The sequence below is a fragment of the Chryseobacterium sp. G0201 genome, assembly GCF_003815655.1.
Lineage (GTDB): Bacteria > Bacteroidota > Bacteroidia > Flavobacteriales > Weeksellaceae > Chryseobacterium.
In genome coordinates this window covers 2,860,006-2,877,428 of the sequence record NZ_CP033917.1, presented here as the reverse complement: position 1 = coordinate 2,877,428, position 17,423 = coordinate 2,860,006, and the positions used below count along the sequence as shown (strand labels likewise).

Annotated in this window: 14 protein-coding genes and 1 tRNA gene; 4 read left to right on the top strand and 11 right to left on the bottom strand. The window is 34.2% G+C overall.

The annotated features are described in order from the left end of the window. Positions 1-241 precede the first annotated feature (241 nt). Positions 242-2,185, bottom strand: coding sequence for a tail fiber domain-containing protein (locus tag EG348_RS12955; protein ID WP_164463290.1), 1,944 nt, complete (start codon positions 2,183-2,185; stop codon positions 242-244). 594 nt (positions 2,186-2,779) lie between these two features. Beyond that, positions 2,780-3,226 carry a hypothetical protein gene (locus EG348_RS12950; protein ID WP_123983455.1) on the bottom strand — a complete coding sequence of 149 codons (447 nt, stop codon included), beginning with the start codon at positions 3,224-3,226 and terminating at the stop codon, positions 2,780-2,782. 269 nt (positions 3,227-3,495) lie between these two features. Here EG348_RS12950 and EG348_RS12945 point away from each other — a divergent pair, with 269 nt between their 5' ends. The 3 genes from EG348_RS12945 to EG348_RS12935 all read left to right on the top strand — a co-directional run bounded on the left by EG348_RS12945 (position 3,496) and on the right by EG348_RS12935 (position 6,110). Continuing rightward, positions 3,496-4,134 (top strand): alpha/beta hydrolase, encoded by a 639-nt coding sequence (locus EG348_RS12945; protein ID WP_123983454.1) that lies wholly within the window; start codon positions 3,496-3,498, stop codon positions 4,132-4,134. Between the two features lie 134 nt (positions 4,135-4,268). Further along, a complete protein-coding gene (locus EG348_RS12940) occupies positions 4,269-5,573 on the top strand; it encodes a PDZ domain-containing protein (RefSeq protein WP_228414731.1) in 1,305 nt (434 codons plus the stop codon). A gap of 6 nt (positions 5,574-5,579) precedes the next feature. After that, entirely contained in the window at positions 5,580-6,110 is a 531-nt protein-coding gene (locus EG348_RS12935) for a hypothetical protein (protein WP_123983452.1), read from the top strand. Here EG348_RS12935 and EG348_RS12930 read toward each other — a convergent pair. From EG348_RS12930 to EG348_RS12920, 3 genes are all read right to left on the bottom strand, one after another. Continuing rightward, on the bottom strand, positions 6,107-7,126 hold the full coding sequence (locus tag EG348_RS12930) for a L,D-transpeptidase (RefSeq protein WP_164463289.1): 1,020 nt from the start codon (positions 7,124-7,126) through the stop codon (positions 6,107-6,109). The two genes, EG348_RS12935 and EG348_RS12930, sit on opposite strands and share 4 nt — an antisense overlap. 122 nt (positions 7,127-7,248) lie before the next feature. Further along, positions 7,249-7,725, bottom strand: a complete 477-nt coding sequence (locus EG348_RS12925) for a hypothetical protein (RefSeq protein ID WP_123983450.1) — start codon at positions 7,723-7,725, stop codon at positions 7,249-7,251. Further along, positions 7,722-8,693, bottom strand: a complete 972-nt coding sequence (locus tag EG348_RS12920) for a heme-binding domain-containing protein (RefSeq protein ID WP_123983449.1) — start codon at positions 8,691-8,693, stop codon at positions 7,722-7,724. Before EG348_RS12920 ends, EG348_RS12925 begins: the two co-directional genes overlap by 4 nt. Positions 8,694-8,862: 169 nt before the next feature. Here EG348_RS12920 and EG348_RS12915 point away from each other — a divergent pair, with 169 nt between their 5' ends. After that, positions 8,863-9,975, top strand: a complete 1,113-nt coding sequence (locus EG348_RS12915; RefSeq protein ID WP_123983448.1) for a LytTR family transcriptional regulator DNA-binding domain-containing protein — start codon at positions 8,863-8,865, stop codon at positions 9,973-9,975. A gap of 81 nt (positions 9,976-10,056) precedes the next feature. On the opposite strand, the gene EG348_RS12910 is transcribed toward EG348_RS12915, so the two are convergent. From EG348_RS12910 to EG348_RS12885, 6 genes are all read right to left on the bottom strand, one after another. Further along, a tRNA-Asp gene (locus EG348_RS12910) sits at positions 10,057-10,130 on the bottom strand. 581 nt (positions 10,131-10,711) lie between these two features. After that, complete coding sequence (locus tag EG348_RS12905; RefSeq protein WP_051289160.1) at positions 10,712-12,934, bottom strand: outer membrane beta-barrel family protein; 2,223 nt, start codon at positions 12,932-12,934, stop codon at positions 10,712-10,714. A gap of 93 nt (positions 12,935-13,027) precedes the next feature. Then, positions 13,028-13,444, bottom strand: coding sequence for an EamA family transporter (locus tag EG348_RS12900; protein ID WP_027379029.1), 417 nt, complete (start codon positions 13,442-13,444; stop codon positions 13,028-13,030). Positions 13,445-13,465: 21 nt separating this feature from the next. After that, positions 13,466-14,260, bottom strand: a complete 795-nt coding sequence (locus tag EG348_RS12895; RefSeq protein WP_027379030.1) for a phosphatase PAP2 family protein — start codon at positions 14,258-14,260, stop codon at positions 13,466-13,468. A gap of 28 nt (positions 14,261-14,288) precedes the next feature. Next, the gene (locus EG348_RS12890) at positions 14,289-14,870 is read right to left on the bottom strand and encodes an HD domain-containing protein (RefSeq protein WP_051289162.1); all 582 of its coding nucleotides are present in this window, start codon (positions 14,868-14,870) and stop codon (positions 14,289-14,291) included. Positions 14,871-14,889: 19 nt separating this feature from the next. Next, positions 14,890-17,313, bottom strand: a complete 2,424-nt coding sequence (locus EG348_RS12885; RefSeq protein ID WP_027379031.1) for an outer membrane beta-barrel family protein — start codon at positions 17,311-17,313, stop codon at positions 14,890-14,892. Between the last annotated feature and the right edge of the window lie 110 nt (positions 17,314-17,423).

Genomic DNA, 17,423 nt, shown 5'->3' with positions numbered 1-17,423 from the left:
TTATAAATTTTCTTTCAAGTTATTTCTAGAAAATGCCTATAATTTCAAACCATTAAAGTTGGGAATTTTTCAAAAAGGATCCTCCGCAATATTTCTATCCATAGGAACCATGGTTTGATAATCAATCCGCCGCTGTCTGCATTTACAAAACACATTCTCAAACAACCATACATAAGGGATTTTCATAGAGAATGTGTTTTAAATAGTATTTATGTTTTTAGAATAAAATAAATTTCGCCTGTTATTTATGATCGGATGTAGACTCCATTGCACCTCCATCCGGCATTTTTGTGGTAATCATTTTTTGCATTTCCTTGATCAGTTGGGTAAGCTCCTTTACTTCACTTTTTAACGTTTCAATTTCTTTTTGCTGATCCTGAATCGCTTTAGTTAAAATAGGAGTTACTTTTCCGTAATCTACTGCCCACGGATTTTTAGAAGCATCTGCACCTCCTTTTGTTACAGCTCCTGGGAACACTTCATAAAGCTGCTGTGCGATAAATCCTGTTTGAGGAGTTTTTCCTGCATCTGCTTTATAGTTGTAATCTTTTACACTAATTTTCATAACGTCACCAATCCCAAGGTGCGTATTCTTGATGTTTTCTTTTAAACGCTCATCAGAAGTGGTGTTATAAGCGACCGTTGTAGCAGAGTTGCTGGATATAAAACCGACAGTAGCACCGTTAGCAATAAAATTCACCCAGTTATCACCTGAAACAGCAGCAGTAGATTTTCTAAGCTGAATTACTCCACCCGCCAAAGAAGTTGCGGAAGTTTGTAAATTCTGAACAATAGAATTTGGACTATCTACATGTATAGGTGATGTAGGGCTTGTAATACCAATTCCTAAATAACCATTACCAGACAATACCATTTGTGGTGCTTCGGTAGGTGTAGATGATGCATGAAACTGTAATGCATTTGCACTTACTCCCAGACCATAAAAATCGGTTCCTGCAGCACTATTATAAATAGCAAACTTTTTGCCTACTGCATCAGTAATACTTGAACCTACAAAAGGTCCTAAATCCAGAAAATTTTGTGGAGATGCAGTATTAATTCCCAGTCTAAGCCTTGACGCAGAAGAACCTACAATATCTGGTGCTACTGTAAAGTTTTTTACGTATGTCCCTCCTCCGGAATAATAAATATGAAAATTACTGTCAAATACGTTCGTACTTAACTGCTCAGTACCCATACCCCAGGTTGCTCCGCCTCCATTATAAGCATTAAAACCTATAATTGCTTTATTACCTGTAGCAAGTGTTGAAGTATTAGAAACACGAATGATAGGAAATTCTGTCGTACCTGACGGAGTTCCCACGTCAAATTTGGTATTTGTACTGGGGAAAACTCCTGCACCAATATTTCCATTAGAAAGATCAACCAGAAAATCAGAAGCTGTATCACGGCTCATGACAAATACACCACCACCACCAGAACCTTGAGGATTTACTCCCAAAACAAACTGTCTTGTGGCACCGCCACTATTTTTTGTTACAAAATGCTGGATAACAGCATTGCCATTGGTTGTATTTTCCAAACGAAGCCCCATATTTCCCAAATTACTGGAAGCGTCTACGAATGATCCTCCCGTTCCTTTATTAATGATATGCGTAGTAGCAACGGGAGCTGTGGTGCCAATACCTACATTTCCACCTGCAGCAATACGAGCTTTTTCTATATTGTTTGTACGGAAAACCATATCCTGATTATCAATAGTTCCTAAAAAGTTGGTAGCCGGAGAAGTTCCTGTATTTCCTAATATATTCCAATTTGTTCCGGCAGTATCTGCACCACCATTGGTCGCTCTCCATCCTCCGTTGCTGTACGTAAATTCCAGAGCCTGCCCATTAGGAATTGTAAAGCTATTCAGACTTGCAGCAAAACCACCCGTAGTATTGTTGTAAATAATCAAGCGTTGTCCTGCATTGGGAGCTGTAGGCGCCGTAATAGCCACTGCCGCCGTAGCTGCACCGGTAAGTCGCGCTAGGCTTATATTGGCTGGTATTGTAGCAGCATTAGTTGCTACCGCTACAGCCGTTTCACGATTGGTGATGGCTCCGTTTACATCCAGTGTAGTTCCTGGGGTAATAGTATTGATCCCTACATTACCAGTCTGTGCATTAAAATGCATTGTAGTAAGAACGCACAATGCAGATATTAGTAAAAGTTTTCTTTTCATAACAATTGTTTTTATAAATTTTAAAATTAAATCCATAATTATACATCTAATGCAAGCGAAGCAACGATGTTCTTCTTCTGTGGAAACATATTATACAATTTATTCATATGCTAATTTTTTATTTCTGTATTAATTTAAATTAAGTGTGTTTCATTAAATTCTATTCCCTACTTATTCACACATTAGTGTAAGAAAAAATTTAATCATCAGAATAATAACTGTCGGTTGTTATTTTTGTTAAAACTTAGCGTATAAAAAACTATTATCATCTACAGCAAATATATAGATAAAAAACATTTATCACATACTTTTTGGAAATAAATTAAAATAAATACATTAATACTGAAAAATAATTAACGTTTACTCATTATTTAAATCATATAATTGAGAATTAACAAATGAAAAAACTTGCAAATACAGACGCAAAAGGATATTTGCAATTTGATAATTCTATGACCTGGTGACATTTTAAGCAATCCATATTTAACATATTTTAAAAGAAAAAAGTAGAAATAATATATAAACATTTGACAATTGTTCAAAAAAAAACCGCCTTATCGGCGGTTTTTAGTATAATTATCTAATTATTTTTTCTTATAACTCTAAGAAACTGTGTGCGATAGTAGCACTTTTTGTTCCCTGTCCTACTACAGTATCAGTTTCAGCAATTTCTCCGTCAACCCAGATGCTTATGATAAGCTTAGAATCAGTGTTTAAAAGTTCTGCATTAGCTCCTAAATTCAATTGAGCTTGGCTAGAGTTCACAAAAAACTCACCACTGGACCACACTAAACCTGTAGGATTAAAAGTGTTCTGCTGATTTGTACCTACCTGAGTAACTACAGTCTTGAAATAACTTATAGGCGGAGGTGCGGTAGTACCACCATGAACTATTTTTGCTTCAAACTGAACAATATGATCAGTAAACTCCTCATCATCGTCGTCATCTTTACATGAATTAACTACAGAAATTGTGGAAAATAATACGATGAATAAAAAAGAAAGTCTAAGTAAACTTTTAAGGTTGTAAAATTGCTTCATTTCTCCAAATAGATTTTTTAATGTTTCAAATATAGGTTTTTTATCAATATAAAAATAACTTTTATGAAAATTTTCTAACAAAGATTTCTAAATAATATCAAATTAATAAAAATTCAATTTATAGTTATTTTATTATGCCTATTACTATTTGAATACAATTCAAAACACAGATAATCATATAATAAACCATTTATTTTAAGGCCAAATTTTTAAACGAAATATTGAAAATATAGGATTTCGTAATATAATTTATTATTTATCTTTGTTGTATGAATTTAGATTACATCGTAAGAGAACCTGAGAACATTTCATCAAATACTCCTATTCTTTTTATGCTTCACGGTTATGGAAGCAACGAACAAGACCTTTTCAGTTTCAGAGAAACACTTCCCGCAGACTGGATCATCGTAAGTTTCAGAGCTCCGAGAGAAACTCAGTTTGAAGGATATTCTTGGTTTGATATAGATTTTAATAATTCTGAAAATTTCATAGATGTAGACCAAGCAAAAGAATCATTAAACAATGTCTTGGAAAGCATTCTGAAAATCGTCAATCATTACGGATTAACGGAAAGCAAAACTCATCTTTGCGGTTTCAGTCAGGGTGGTATCCTTTGTTATTCTTTAGCATTAAAATATCCTGAAATGTTCAATTACGTAGCATGTTTAAGCAGTTTTCCGGAGGAAAAACTTCTGGATAATATCGTAAAAGACAAAAAGAAATTAGAACACCTTCGATTTTTCGTTTCGCACGGTTCGGATGATGCTGTAATTCCTATGGAATGGGGAAGAAAAGCTGCCGATCTGTTGTATGACCTTAGTTGTTACTTTACCTTCAGAGAATATATGAGCGGACACGGCGTAAATCAAAAAAATTATATGGATCTGATGGAATTTTTCTCAAAATAATCAATTTGCGAAAAAAAGCTCATTTAGAAATATCTATTATAAAATATTCAAACATTCTCAAAATTGGGAATGTTTTTTATTTCCGGTAAGGATAATTTTGCTAAATTCAATAAATGAAAATACTGCATTTTATTATGATTTTATTCTTAAGCATTTTTGTAAATGCCCAGAATAGTTTTGAAATAAAAGATGCAAAAAAAACGGTTGTTCCTTTTAAATTTATTAATAATTTAATCTTCATTCCTGTTACAATAAATGGTGTTGAGCTTACTTTTTTACTCGATACAGGCGTTGCGGAAACATTACTTTTCAGTTTAGAAAATAAAGAAATGAAACTCACCAATATCGAAAAAATAAAATTTTCAGGATTGGGTGGCGATCTAAGTATTGATGGTTTAAAATCTGACAACAACATTGGTGTAATCGGGAAAAACTGCATTAATAAATCAATGACTCTTTTCATTATTGTGAATCAGGAGTTCAATATTTCTTCTCATGTGGGGATTCCCGTGAATGGAGTTATTGGTTATCATTTATTTAAAGACAATCCTATTTCAATAGATTATTCTTCAAAGAAAATAACGATTTATAGTGATAAAAACCTGTTTCAAAAAAAGGTTAGAAAATCTGAAGAACTTCCCATCACAATTGAAAAAAGTAAGCCTTATATCTACGCAGATATAGAAATGACCAACGAAAAGAAAAGTTCAAAATTATTAATTGACCTCGGAAATAGTGATCCGATTTGGCTTTTTCCGGCACTAATTAAAGATTTTGTTTATAACAGACCTAATATTGAAGATTTTTTGGGTAGAGGATTTAATGGAGATATCTTTGGGAAAAGAAGTAGAATTCATAACTTTTATCTGGGAGATTTTAAGTTTGAAAAACCGCTTACAGCAATGCCTGACGAATATTCTATTCAGCATGTACACTTGGTTGTGGACAGGAAAGGCTCTGTCGGAGGTGAGATCATGCGTAGGTTTACGGTTGGTTTTGATTATCCCAATCAGAAATTATATTTAAGAAAGAACAGGGATTTTGATGATCCTTTCCATTTTAATATGAGCGGACTCGATTTTAAACAGGACGGACTCCAATGGCAGCAAGATCTTGTAAAAATTGAAACAACTAAAACAACAAGTTCAGCAAGTGAGTTCACTGCATCTAATGATAAATTTCAATATAAATTTGTATTAAAACCTATATTTTCGATTTCCGGAGTAAGAAAAGATTCTCCCGGTGACAAAGCAGGCTTTAGAAAAGATGATCAAGTATTAACCATCAATGGAAATAAAACCTCAGAAATGACTTTAGAAAAGATCATGGAATTGATGAAATCCTATGAAGGCAGAACCATTAATATTCTCATACAGAGAAAAACCGAGAGATTAACGTTGAGTTTTGAGCTGGAAGACCCTATACCCTATCAAGAATAAAAAAATATGCAAACCGAAGAAACTACATTAGATAAAATAAGAACCCGACCGAGATTCAAAATGTTTACGCATTTGACCAAGGAAGAATATGCCGAAAATCTAAAAAAATATCTTGCCGAACATAAAGATGAATTTTCAGGAAACATCAACAAAGAAGTCGCAACCATCTGTGTTGAAACCGAATACGACAATTACTGGAAACCCCGACTATCATTAAGAATAGAGATAGAAGACGAACAGACTGCCATCCGAGGGGTTTTTGGTCCCAGTTCAGCAGTCTGGACATTTTTTATGTTTTTATATTTCTCTTTTTCGATCTTCTGGATGGTTTTTTTCACGATGTACTATGTAGAAAAACAGATCAAAACTTTTGAATATCCCTGGGCATTACCCGCATCATTTGTCATGCTATTTTTCATACTCTTAACCTATGCAGCAGCAAGATTCGGGCAAAGCAAAGGAAAAGAAGAAATGCAGAAACTCAGACGATTTGCCGAAGAATCTACATTGCAGTTTGAAAAAATTCAGAACTCTTAGGGAGCAAGAGTTTTAGGATTCTCCGGCATTTGCTCGATTTGTGCTTTTGCCGCTTTCATAGAATCTACTACTCTTTCTCTGTTGTCCTGTTCTTTTAGTATCTTTTCAATATTTGGCTCAATAAGCTTGCTCATTTGTTCCACCGAAATATTATTGGCATTAGGATCATCCAATAGTTTTTTCCATGGTTTTCTTGCCCCCCACTTGTAATCTCCGAAAACCATTACGGCAGTTCCTTTTGCTTTAGTAGTGGCACCTCCGGGGTTCAGAACCCAAGTATCAGCGTAAGAATAAAGCCATTGCGCATCTTTCATTAATAATCTTAAACATGAATGTGATGCAGGATAGCCGGGAAGGTCATATTGATGCCATCCGATTCCGCCTGTATTAAAAATATTGAAGTTGTAAGGTAATTTCCATTCGCTGCTTACGCTGGAAATCGATAATTTCTTTTTCCAGTTGGCAAACGTAAGACCTCTTGTCGTCTGTGCTGCTTTTTTTCCCATACTTGTCGGACCCCATTTCACTAAAGTTCCGTTAGAATAAACCCCGTATGCCTGAATCGGGTAAGAAAAAATAACAAACTTTTTCACACCACTCAACACATCCATCTGCATTGGGAAAGGTGAATAAGACATCAAAGTGGTATCTATTTTTGCAGGAACAACCAAAGTATCGGCATTCCATTTATTTTTTGAATCTAATCTGTTTAAAGCTAAAATAGCATAACGCTCTCTCTCACTATACTTCTTGCTGAATTCAGAATATATAGAATCTCTCATTTTTTTATCCTTTGGAAGAATAAATGCATTATAAAAGCCTGTTTCCTGCATGGTTGGAGGTACAGATTCTTTCATGACTACAGAATCTTTCTTTATCGAATCTGTTTTTGCAGCAGGAGTTTCTGATGTAGAACTTGAAGTATCTTTTAAAGTGTCGTTAATTTTTTCAATTTCTTTTTTACATGAAATTAAAAACAATGCGATTATACAGCTGTATAGGAATGATTTTTTCACAAATATGTTCATTATAATAAAATTGGTCTTTTTTAGTTTTTCTACTCAATACAAATATCAGACCTAAAAATGGAATAATAATCACCATCAATGAAAATACCGTAAAAATACGGTGCTAAGCACTACGGCGACACTGCCATTCTTTGAGAAAGAATTAAACTTTTTCTCTGATCATCAGTTTTATCGTTCATTTTTGCCTTTTTTAAAGCCTTTTCATGGAATATTTCGTATACACTGACTCCTTTATCCGGAAATGTAATTTTTTCAACAGAAACAACCTCTTTGGGAATATTGGCACCAAACCACAAATCATCGGATTTCTGTTTCCAGGTTACTTCGTAAAGGACTGCATTTTTAGGATAATTAGAATTAAAATTGGTTTTAGCATAATTGAAAGCAATATCATTTCCATACAAAGTCGACATTGTTTTTTCCTTCGGCTGAATAGAAGATGTTATAGGATTCATCAGAAGCGGGTTTTCTTTCAGTTCATCACTTTGCTGAATAGATGCTTCTTTGTTTAGAATATTTTTAGAATTCTGTTGACAAGAAATCAATACTAGAAAACCGAAAATTAAATATAAACTATAATTTTTCATTTTGTCTGAATTTTTTTAAGTTGAGAAATCAAATATAACGGTGGTGTAAAAACATAATCCCGATCTGCCACAGGCTTATGACATTCAATACATTCCTGTTCAAAATTTGGGATATCACCTCCATAAGGTTTTAGATCACTACCTTTCCATCTCGCCCAGCCCCAGCCTTTTGTTTTTGAATACTTTTCAGCATCTTTAATCATAAATTCTACTGCTAAAAATTCACCTGAAGAAATACTTTCATCTTTTTGCGTCTGCTGTTTCCAAACCGTTTTTGCAAAGACAGCTCCATCCGGCCACGGATTTACTCTATGATCCTGAATTGCTTTCACCGCAATATCATTACCAAAAATAATTCGCATCGTTCCGTTATCAAAGCGATCTGTTGTACTGATGGCTTTCCAGTTTCGGTAATCCGGAAAATAATGTATTCCATTCGGAGCATCTTTTATATGAGGTTTTTTTAACTCTCCATTTATCCAAGAATTGTATTGCTTTTCTGCTTCTTTTATTTGAGAATCATCCGAAACTTTACGAGGAGCAAGTGATAAAGCATAATTTTTTAACGTTTGAATCTGTTCCTGACTCAATTTTGCCGATGAATGAACGGTGGCATAACTCGGAAGTGGCATTTCACCGGACAAAACTTTGTTGATCGCATAATAAATCGTTGAATTCTGTTGCGCTTTTGGCCAGGTATCCCATTTTGAAAAGTTTAATACTCCGCGAGCTTCTTTAATGTGAGACGTAACCAGAAAATTGGCAGGAGTAATTTTATCATACCATCTTAAATTCGTTTCTGAGGAGTGACAATCAAAACATGAGCTTCTCAAAATTGCATTGACTTCCTTTGGAACATTGGTCAGGTTTTGTGCTTTTGTTCCGTGATCAATTTCTTCAGGTCGAAAAAACTGTAAACCGACAAATCCGATAAGCAAAACCAAGATCAGTTTATTTCTATTTTTCATGAGAGAATCATTTTATAGTTTATTTAAATTCTGAAATCAAAGTTATACTAAATCAACACATTACCATATTAAATCATTTATGAAAGGGAAAATTTAAACCTTAAAAGCGAATATTTTCTTGCGAATAAATGAGTAATTTTGAAGCGAATTAGAAATTCTCCCATCATCAATGAAAAAGATCAATCTTTATACCATCACTTTTCTCGCAATAAGTATTGTTATTTTACTTATCAGTTTTTTTTCCTTCCGATATTTATATTCGTCTTCTAAAAAAGATGTTTTCGACAGTACGTTTGAGGCCGGGAAAAGAGAAGCGAGGGAAATTGGTAAATTGTTAGAGCTACAGCTTAAACAAGGTCTTTCAAAAGAAACGGTTATTCAGAATCTTCAAAGCAGCATTGTCAATACAGATACTCAAAGTGGATTTATTTGTATGTATAATCAAAAGGGTATTGAACTTTGTCATCCCAATCCGGCTTTAATTGGTCGTAAAGTAGAGAAAAACAGCTCAGAATTTATTGTAGATAATGACAAGCAGTTTGATTTTCTGGAAATTCTAAATTCTGGAAAAGCCAATACGGGAATACATAATTTTAATAGAAACTCAAACCGCACCTCTGAAATTGTAAGTTTTTATCCTGTAGAAGGCAGTAATTGGATGGTAGCTTCACACGCTAATATTGAGGTAATCGAAAAGCAGATTTCTGATTTATATTTAACTTTTTTAATTGTATTCTTACTTGCCACTTTATCAATTCTCGGAATAAGTTTCTTTCTGATTAGAATGATTTATAAAAAATATGAAAATCAAAAAAATAATGAGATTAAAAACCTTAATGATGAAGTCAATACTTTAACGGCAATCAATACACAGCTTCATTTAATTCACGAAAAACATAGAGAAAGCAATAACAATTTCACAAGCGAAGAATCAACCGAAAATTCAAAAAAAAGAATTATTACCTATCATAAAGATGAATTAATCTCTTTAGAAACCTCAGATATTGCTTATTTCTTTCTTGAGAACAATATTGTTTATATTAAAACATGTTCGGGAAATCAATATTCAATCAACTCGAGTCTCGATGAATTGATTAAAACTTTAGATCCTCAAACATTTTACAGAGCCAATCGCCAATTTATTATTAATGTGAAAGCGATTAACAATATTCTTGTGTATGGCAAAAATCAATTAAAACTTGTCGTAAAACCCGAAAGTGAAGAAGTGATACTCATCAGTAAAAATAGAGTTGCAGAATTCAAGAAATGGCTGGAACAGTAAATATTTTATGTGCTAAAAAATATCAAACGATATAAAATAAAAAAACTCTTCAAAATGTTTTGAAGAGTTTAAAAGATCTTGCGATCCGGACGGGACTCGAACCCGCGACCTCCGCCGTGACAGGGCGGCATTCTAACCAGCTGAACTACCGGATCAATTTTTTTAAAGTAAATTGAGAAAACTTCTGCGATCCGGACGGGACTTGTTATTTTTTCAAAAAAGCCCTATCCATAAGCTTTATATTGTTCTCTTGTTTAAGAGGTCACCGAATAGGTCACTTTTTTAAACAATCAAGAGATCGTCGTTTTTACTGGTGCAAATATAGATCATTTTTAATTATTTCCAAACTAAGAACATCCTTTTTTTCTTCTACAGTATGCAATCAACAGATAATCAATTGTTTTATTTATAATACTTCTTTGTTATAGATAAAAAAGAGAGAAATTATTGATTCACTACGGCTCAGTCAACAATTGTATGTCAATTTATATGTTTTTGGGATCAAACAATTCTCAGATCTGTCATAATTTTTTAGTTTAAAATCATAAAATCAAATTATTATTTAAAAAAAATTATACTAATTTATTTTTTCTCCAAATTTATAAAATCGGAAAAATCCGATTCATCTACTTTAAAATCAGCACTTTTGATAATAGTTTTAACTTGTAAAATAAAATAATTAAACTAATCCAGTCACATAAAAATATATAAATCTAAGTACTTACATCAGCCCTATTTAATTTCCTTGAGAAGCCGCATTCAAATAATCATCACTGATATCTTTTTCCTTTTTAAAATCTTTTCCAAACTTATAACTGAAGCTGATCCCGAAAGAACGAAGCGGTAAATAACGTATAGAAGATGAGCTGTAATCACCAGTCTCAACAGTTGTCGCCTGTTTGATATACTTGTTGAAAGGATTGGTTGTTGTAATTCCAATACTTGCTTTTTTATTCCAGAACTGTTTTCTCGCTGCTATACTGTAAGTGATCGACTGTGGATTTTTACCCTGAATATTTTTCGCCGCAGAATTATAATTCCCAAATGCTTCTACGATAAAATCTTTTGGAAATAAGTAATTCAGATTTAAATTCAGGCGGTAACGCATTCCCATATCAACGTTCCCAAAATAATTACTGACGATATATCGGTGAAAAACCATCATATTACCACGAAGATTTAATTTATTATTTAAAAAAGCAACAGAACCTGACAATATTCCACCAGAATTATATTCCTTGCCGATGTTATCTCTTCTGGTTACTGAAACATTTGTATAATTTATACCGCTTACCGTATAAATTGGGTAAAAAGTAGTGATTTGTTTCAGATCCTGACTGTTGATCCTTTCTGTAAGGGTGAATGAAAGATTAGCGCCGTTTTCAAAATTCTTATTGTAACCTAATTCCATATTATCCCCTAATTCCGGCTTCAATGCAGGATTTCCTGTTGTGATATTATGAGGATCGCTGAAATTTAAGAATGGGTTTAATTCAGCATATTCCGGTCTTTCAACTCTTCTTGTATAGGCTAATTTTATCGTTTCGCCACTGTCAAATTTATGAGACAAAATGAATGACGGCACGAGCAAACTGTATGATGGAATATTGGTATTCTGATAATCTATTTTTACCGTCGTATATTCGTAACGTGCCCCTGCTCTTACATCAAGCCAGTTATTAAATAATTTTAATGAAGAGGAAATATATGCGGCATAAACTCCCACATCATATTTCAAATGGTAAGACTGGAAAGGATCAAATTCATATTGTCCTGAAAAAACATCTAAAACATTCACATCCGTATTTGTTGTAATGTGCTGGAAAATGGCTTTTGTACCCATTTCCAATGTAATTTGGTCATTGATCGGCTGTACATAATCTACCGACAAATTATGACTGGTATCCGTTCCGGGATTGCTTCCAGAAAAGCCATCATATGGAAATACAGCTCCTGTCAGACTCTGAGTTTGCAAATAATTACTTTTTGGCGAACCGTAACTTACCACATAATCAGCCGTCAATTCCTGTCCTTCTTTTTGGAACGTTTTTCTATAGCTCAAATTTCCATCAATAGAATTTACCGAAGAACGGTTGTCTGAAGTTCTATAACCAATGATCGACTGTTCGGTTGAATGAGAAAAATCATTAATATATTGTTGCTGGTTGATCAAACCGATGCTTTTATTGGCAAAATCATTGTAAGAAATGTAACCTGTTAAGGTGTTTGTTTTGTTGATTGTCCAATCAAAGCCCAATCCCGTACGATAACCGTGTCTCTGAAAATCGGTGTAGCCGTCCTGCAATAATCGGGTTTGAGTGGTAGCTGTATGAGAAATCCTATCTTGTGAAAAAGGTGTTCTGGATTTCAGCTGTGCATTTCCGCTGAAAAAGGTATTTAAGCTGAAATTATTATTTCTGAAATTCAGATTCAAAGATCCTGTTTCAAAACGAGTTCCGGCAGACGCGTTAATCAATCCGTTGATTCCTTTTACTTTGTTTTCGTTCAGGACAATATTGATGATCCCGCCCGTTCCTTGCGCATCGTATCTTGCTCCGGGACTAGTAACCGCTTCAATGCTCTTGATCTGACTAGCAGGAATAGAAGCCAGCGCATCGGCAAGACTATTCCCAAATATGCTGGAAGGTTTTCCGTTGATCAGGAATCTGACATTCGGATTTCCCTGTAACTCCACATTTCCGTCTGCATCCACCGTTACCTGTGGAACTTTTCTCAAAACATCTATTGCGGCTCCACTTTGTGAGGTTATGTCATTGGCAACATTGTAAACAATCTTATCAACTTTATTTTCAACAACCGCTTTTTTGCCGACAATGGTAACTTCCTGAATGGTTTTAACCTGATGGTCTTTTAAAGTGTCAGATGCTTTCTTGTCTATAGTTTGAGCACAGACTAAAGTTGTCGATATTAAAGCGAAAAGAATTGATAGTTTTTTCAAAGCGATGTTTATGATGAGGCAAAAATGAAAGTCAATTCTGTAAACATTTTGAATTCGACTAAAAAGTCAAAATATTTTATGACCGGATCTTTGTTATTTAAAGGCAAGTAAAATAGTTCCGCCGATAATCAACAAAGCCCCGATCGCAGTTTTCAATGTTAATGTTTCTTTAAAAAACAAGAGTGATAAAATAATAGCAATGGCTACACTTAATTTATCTACCGCCGTGACCTGCGAAATGTTGCCTATCTGTAAAGCCTTAAAATAAAACAACCAGGATAACCCAGTTGCAACACCGGAAAGGACAAGGAAAATAACATTAAATTTTGATAATGATCCAATATCTTTAGCTTCACCTCTTATAAAAATAATGCTCCAGACCAATACCAAAATAATTATTGTTCTAATTCCAGTTGCTAAATTAGAATTGATATTGTATACTCCCATTTTAGCAAAAATTGCTGTGAATGCAGCAAAAACAGCTGAAAGCAAGGCATAATAGAACCACATATTTTTATTTTTCGACATCAATTAAAAGGTTTTAACCAAACCAATCCCAACACTTTTATTCTGATAAAAAGGCATAACCATAGTAGCCGAATTTTGATTTTTCCCTCCTATCAAATGATTGATTTTAGGATATAACCAATAAGCCAGTTCCGTGGAAAGAATACCGAATCCGGCTCCGCCAACGACATCCCCAACCCAATGCTTATCATTCAACATTCTATAAACTCCCGTAAAAACCGCGAGTGAATACCCCGAAATTCCGAGCCAGAAATTGGTGTCCTTGTACTCTCGGAACATAAACTGTGCAGACGCAAATGCAATCGCCGTATGACCCGAAGGGAAAGAAAGATTATTGGATTGATCCGGTCTTTCTTCTTTTACAATATGTTTCAACGGAATTGTAATTGCTGAGGTAATCAATATAGATGTTCCGTAAATGATACTTCTGTCACGGAAATTATGTTTTCCTTCTACCCCAAAAGCATTTAATCCATAGACCAAAGCAGCAGGTGCGAATTGGGTGTAATTATCAAGTCTGATGTGATCCGGTTTGTGCTCATTGATCTCATCTCTGGTCGAGAAATTCAGTTGTTTAATCCCTTTTACTGACAAACTTGCAACGCCGTAGCCTATTAAGGCCGTAGGAACAATCAATCTTTTATAATTAAGATGATTTGTTTCTGTATTCAGTTCAACGATGCTATCTTGCTTTGTTTCCTGAACCTGAATCGTATCATTATTTTGGGCAGCAACTTTCCCAAATGTTGAAAATAATATGAAAATGCTGAAAACTGTTTTTTGAGTGAATTTTAACATCTTATGTTTATTAATTTTGATATAAAATTTATTTAGGACAATGCATCTGAATGTTGGTCTCTTTAAATTTCGAAAGAACTTCTTGACCAAAATCTGTGTAATAGGTATGCTCTGAGAGAAACCAACAGTTCTTTTTGAGCCATTCCTCGTCAGTGTAAATCAGTTTTATAAATATTTCAAATTCCCTTCTCAATGCCTTTTCATACTTTGGATAATTCGCTTTTGTCAAATGATACAAATCAGCATCACATAACACTTTTTCGATTAGTGAAGAAGGTTTGGGTGGATATTTTGTGGATTCAATACAGTTTAAAACGGTATCAATAAAATCTTTTTCACATCCATAATTTCCCAAAAAGACCTCAGCTATTTTCTTACTTTCATTTTCGTGACCGAGATATGTGTTTGCATACCCACAATCGTGGAACCAGGCAGCAACTTCTAAAGCAAGCATTTCATTGTCAGAAAGATAGCATTGAGTGCCAATTTCTCTCGCCGCAGCAACAACTTCATAGGTATGGTTGATGTTATGAAAAACAAGCTCATTCGAAAGATTTTCCGAAAGAAACAATATCACATAGCTACTTACAGCTTCTACTAGATTGTTCATATCAGCATTGAATATTTAATTAAAATTTATAACTATAACCTAATCTCACCACCTGAGTTTCGTAATAATCATCGCTTGTGTAAGCAAATCCATTACCCTGAATTTTCTTCTTAATGACCATTGTGTTCAGCAAATCGGTTGCGTTTAAAAATATTTCTCCTTTTCCGTTTTGAACTGATTTTTTTACACCAAAATCCACTGAAAATCTCGAGCCTATTTTCCCTTGCGGAATAATATCCGGAGCCAGATAAACAGCTGTTAGTTGAGCATCAAAACCTTTAGACGATTTAAAAATGTTGTTCAATTTTACATTTCCAGAAATGGCAGTTTCCTGATTGGCAGAAAAAATATTGGGTTGTGGATAAAGATTTTCCACCGAAAATGCATCTATCTGATTTCTGTAGATATTCCCATTGATATTAAAAGAATAGGCTTTCGAAACTTTCTGATTCCATATCATTTCCAATCCTGAATTATAACTTTTTCCTGCATTTTGAAACACCGCATAGATCAAAGTACTTTCAGGAACAATACTTGAAATTCTGGTAATTGTCCCATTCGCAAAACGATGATATAAGGCTGAATACAGATAACCGTTATCCCAATTGTATTTGTGTCCCAACTCAATCGAATTGGTAAATTGCGGTCTCAGTTGCGGGTTTCCAACTTTAATGATTTCAGCATCGTCATATTTCGGGAAAATTCGGATATCAACTTCATTCGGTCGGTCTACTCTTCTATTATAAAATATCGATAACTTATTGTGGTCGTTTAATTTATAAGCCAATCTTAGGTTTGGAAATGGCTGTGTATAATTGTAGCTTTCACTTTCGTAAGTCGGATGATTTGGATTGACGTCATAGTTAATTTTCACATATTCGAGTCTTACACCAAGCTCGGCTTCCCATTTTTCATTTTCAAAAATATAATTACCATAAATGGCAGGAATTAATTCTTTATAGGTCGCCCAACCTCCCGCATTGGCATCTAAAACAGAATTGACGCCCGGAATAAAATACATATTGGTTGGAATGCTTCTGTTTCTCAGCTTAATTCCCGTTTCAATTCGACCGTATTTCAAAGGTTTTACATAATCAATAGTAAAATCATAAACCTGTTCGTCAGACAATAATTTAAAAGCATCAGCTCCTGTTGAAGTCGGCAAATAATTATCATAGAAATATTTCTCGTCTTCTCTGTGGAATGTATAATTGAATCCAACATTTAATACGTGTCCCGCGTCTTTAAATTTGTGCTGATAAGAAGCCGTTCCCATAATTGTGGTTTTCAACTCATCCTCCAAAAACTGCCAAAGGCGAATACGATGTGAAAAATCCCCGTTAAAAAATGGCTGATCTCCACGGTCAATGATCTTTTCAGTTCCGTACAATCCTGAAATTGTCAATGTATTTTGAGCATCAATATTCCAGTCGATTCCAGCTTTTGTGGTCAAATAATTTGTGTTTCTGTTTCTTTTTAATTGTGAATTAATGATTGTTCCGTCGTCGTAAGTTCGCTTTACAAATTCATTTTTATTTAATGTTTCAGTATATAAATTATCAGCCTGAAGAAAAATATTAATCTTATCTTTTCTGTAATTAAGCGAAAGCGAAGGGTTGATTTTTGGCGTAATCGTATATTGAGGTCTTATCGTCGGCAGATTTTCTTTTCTTACCCAATAAGAACCTGTACCATAAGTAAAACCAACTTTTCCGTTCCAGCCGTTTTGCTTGTTTTTCTTCATAATAATATTGATGATACCTGCATTTCCGTTGGCATCATATTTTGAAGAAGGATTGTTGATTATTTCAATTTTATCAATCGCAGAAGCCGGAATATTATCAAGTCCGCTCTGACTTCCGAAACCTGTAAGAGCAGTTTGTTTACCGTCGATAAGAACTGTTACTTTATCATTTCCACGCAATTGCACTTTTCCGTCGTGAACAGTTACACCTGGTAGATTTTGCATACTTTGCAAAACAGAACCTCCGCTTTGACTGATATTATCTGCGACAGAATAGGTCTTTTTATCAAGCTGATTGCTGATTTCATTTTTTTTCGAAGCTGTCATAACAACTTCTTCGATTTTTGTTTCTTTATCAGCTTCTTGTTCAAGCTCTATTGGTGGAATCTCTAAAAATTCGGATAAACTTCCTACAAAAAGTGATTGCCTTTGCTTTCGAAATCCCGAGAGCGAAAATTCCAATTGGTAATTACCAGGCTTGATTCCTGTTAACGAGAATCTTCCTTCTTCATTGGTAATTGTTCCTGCTACAAATGCGGTATCTTTTTCTGTTCTTGCCAGGACATTCACGTAAGACAAAACCAGTTTGTTTGTTTTATTTTTAATCAATCCTGAAATCGTAATTCCTGCAACTTGGGCATACGCCATAGACGAGCATAATACCGTTATCAAAAAGAGCAATAATCTGATTCTATACATTACATTTATTTTGATACAATATTCAGTAATGATTTAGAAGAAATTTTGAATTTTAAAAGTCTAGATAATCAATTTGAAAAAGAAAGCCACTCGTACAAGTGGCTTTCTTT

Coding starts and splice junctions, on each gene's coding strand:
- EG348_RS12950 (WP_123983455.1), bottom strand. CDS start 3,226: ATGAAGCAATTTTACAACCTTAAAAGTTTACTTAGACTTTCTTTTTTA.
- EG348_RS12915 (WP_123983448.1), top strand. CDS start 8,863: ATGAAAAAGATCAATCTTTATACCATCACTTTTCTCGCAATAAGTATT.
- EG348_RS12890 (WP_051289162.1), bottom strand. CDS start 14,870: ATGAACAATCTAGTAGAAGCTGTAAGTAGCTATGTGATATTGTTTCTT.
- EG348_RS12900 (WP_027379029.1), bottom strand. CDS start 13,444: ATGTGGTTCTATTATGCCTTGCTTTCAGCTGTTTTTGCTGCATTCACA.
- EG348_RS12885 (WP_027379031.1), bottom strand. CDS start 17,313: ATGTATAGAATCAGATTATTGCTCTTTTTGATAACGGTATTATGCTCG.
- EG348_RS12925 (WP_123983450.1), bottom strand. CDS start 7,725: ATGAAAAATTATAGTTTATATTTAATTTTCGGTTTTCTAGTATTGATT.
- EG348_RS12940 (WP_228414731.1), top strand. CDS start 4,269: ATGATTTTATTCTTAAGCATTTTTGTAAATGCCCAGAATAGTTTTGAA.
- EG348_RS12935 (WP_123983452.1), top strand. CDS start 5,580: ATGCAAACCGAAGAAACTACATTAGATAAAATAAGAACCCGACCGAGA.
- EG348_RS12895 (WP_027379030.1), bottom strand. CDS start 14,260: ATGTTAAAATTCACTCAAAAAACAGTTTTCAGCATTTTCATATTATTT.
- EG348_RS12955 (WP_164463290.1), bottom strand. CDS start 2,185: ATGAAAAGAAAACTTTTACTAATATCTGCATTGTGCGTTCTTACTACA.
- EG348_RS12945 (WP_123983454.1), top strand. CDS start 3,496: ATGAATTTAGATTACATCGTAAGAGAACCTGAGAACATTTCATCAAAT.
- EG348_RS12920 (WP_123983449.1), bottom strand. CDS start 8,693: ATGAAAAATAGAAATAAACTGATCTTGGTTTTGCTTATCGGATTTGTC.